Source organism: Spiroplasma endosymbiont of Megaselia nigra, assembly GCF_003987485.1.
Classification (GTDB): Bacteria; Bacillota_I; Bacilli_A; order Mycoplasmatales; family Mycoplasmataceae; genus Spiroplasma.
Genome location: NZ_RCOO01000170.1, coordinates 1 through 2333, shown reverse-complemented (window position 1 = coordinate 2333; position 2333 = coordinate 1). Strand labels below are relative to the sequence as shown.

Below are 2333 nucleotides of genomic sequence, written 5' to 3'. Positions count from 1 at the left end.
ATTTTGAAAAGCGCGGCAAAAGTTTTTTTAAACTTTAAGGCATTTTTCACAAACTTATGAAAATCACCGCGAGCCCAGTTTAGTGCAACAATATAATTATAATAATCATTTAAATAACTTCCTTTCTTAAATATACTTAAAAGCGCTTGTATATATATAATGTCAATAGATCTTGATAAAAAATTTCAAGATGAAATAAAGGAAATTATATAAAATGAAAAAACTTTTAAGTTTATTAAGTGTATTAACTATCAGTGGAACAGCTGTACCAACAACAATTGCTGCTAGTCCTTATCAAAAACAAAAAAATTTAAACAATAATTTTACAAAAAGTAATTTAGAAACTTTAAATAGGAATAAAAGAGAAAATAATAATAAAATTAAGGGTATTTTAAAAAGTGTAATTAATTCAGAAGATGGGTTTAGTTTGGGTATTTCTTTAAATAATAAAGTTTATTTTGTTTCAGACAAAAAAGTATATCAATATGATCCAAAAACAGGACAACAAAATATTGTTATTACTACAAATAGTTCTATCTATTCTTTAGGTTTTGCATATGATAAAATTTATTTTTCTTCATATGAAAATGATCGTAAAGGTAGAGTTTATGAATATAACCCCATAACAGATAATAAAAAAGTTGTTATTACGTCAAATGATTATATTGATTCTTCTGGAGTTGTATTAAATAATAAAATTTATTTTTGCTCAAGTAATGGAAATTTATATCAATATGATCCAAAAATAAATCAACAAGAAAATATTATAGTTATAAATAGTTCTGAAAGTTTTAATTCTTCTGGAGTTGTATTAAATAATAAAATTTATTTCGGCTCAAATAATGGTCATGTTTATGAATATAATCCTGAAACAAGAAAATATAGAGTTATAAATTCTACTGGGGGTTATTCTGTTTCTTCTGGAGTTGTATTAAATAATAAAATTTATTTTAGTTCAATTTATGGTGCTGTTTATGAATATAATCAAAATACAGGACAATATACAACTGCATTTACTGTTAGTAGTGGTATTGGGTTTAAAGGAATTATATTAAACAATAAAATTTATTTTAGATCAAATGATAAAAATATTTATGAATATAATCCTGAAACAAGAAAACATAAAAGTATTTTGAATATAAATGAAGGTATTTATAATTATGAATTAGTTCTTTTAAATAATAAAATTTATTTTGGTTCAAATAATGGTAGAGTATTTGAATATGATTATTTTGATTTAAATGAATCTAATATTACTATTAGTATAAAAGAACAAATAAGAAGAGGAATATATTTATATTATAAAAAACAAAACCCCAATTATGAAATCAAAGATATTTTAAATATCAATTTACAAGATTTAAAAGTATTTAATGTTTTTTTAGAAGAAACACAAAAAAATAAATCATCTAATTTAGAACAAGATCTTAATGATGTTTGTAAAGAGTCTAATTCAACATTTGTTAATGATAGTGATATTGAACAAAGTTATCTAACTATTTCTTGTTCTAAACAGTTAACAGAAACAAATACGTTTCAAAAAATGAATGGATTTTCTAAATCAAAAACAACAGCAAATGCCGACAATTGAAGTGCAAATGTAAATACTAAAATTACAACTAAGGCCAGTGGTTCTGCCGGTATACCGCTTGTTACAGAAGGGAAAGTTGAAGTTGCAGTTGAAGTTGGTGGTGGATATACGTGAGGAGGATCAAAAACTTATACTATAGGAGATACTTCAACTTCTTCTGACACAGAAATTAAAACAACTACAAACACTACAACAATAACTGTTCCATCTCAGCCAGTAAAAGTACCACCACATAAGAAAATTTCAGTTTCTGTTAATTCTTAAAAAAACAATGTGGGGCTTATTTTAAGTTATTATCAAAAAGTTGAAGGTATGGTTAGTGCAAATTTTATTGATAAAGATAATAATGAAACGCCGGTTTTTATTTCAATTAAAGATGCTATGTATAGTTTATTAGAAAATGAAATTTTACCCTTAAAAATTAAAATAAATGATGATAATAGTATAAATTTTTCTTATGATATTAAAACTAAAAAAGAAATAATCATGCATCAAGTTAAAACCGGAAAACCTATTTCTTTAAGTTTAAATGAACGAAATTTAAAAATTAAGTAATTTTTATAAAAAAACAAATTATAAATAAAATATGAAAAAAATATTAACTTTTTTAGGAGCAATCACTTTAATAGGAACAAGTACAATCAGTTTAGTTGCTTGTAATACAGCACCACAATACTCCAAAGAACAATTAAAAGAACTAAAAAACAATAATAATATAAAAACAAAAGATGGTATTTTAGAA

Annotated in this window: 3 protein-coding genes; all 3 read left to right on the top strand. The window is 23.4% G+C overall.

Annotated elements, in window-relative coordinates:
• Positions 1–214 precede the first annotated feature (214 nt).
• Complete coding sequence (locus D9R21_RS05770; protein WP_126821455.1) at positions 215–1855, top strand: ETX/MTX2 family pore-forming toxin; 1641 nt, start codon at positions 215–217, stop codon at positions 1853–1855.
• Between the two features lie 9 nt (positions 1856–1864).
• Positions 1865–2146 carry a hypothetical protein gene (locus D9R21_RS05765; protein ID WP_126821454.1) on the top strand — a complete coding sequence of 94 codons (282 nt, stop codon included), beginning with the start codon at positions 1865–1867 and terminating at the stop codon, positions 2144–2146.
• A gap of 31 nt (positions 2147–2177) precedes the next feature.
• On the top strand, positions 2178–2333 hold a 156-nt coding region (locus D9R21_RS08700; protein ID WP_158613934.1), incomplete at its 3' end, for a lipoprotein.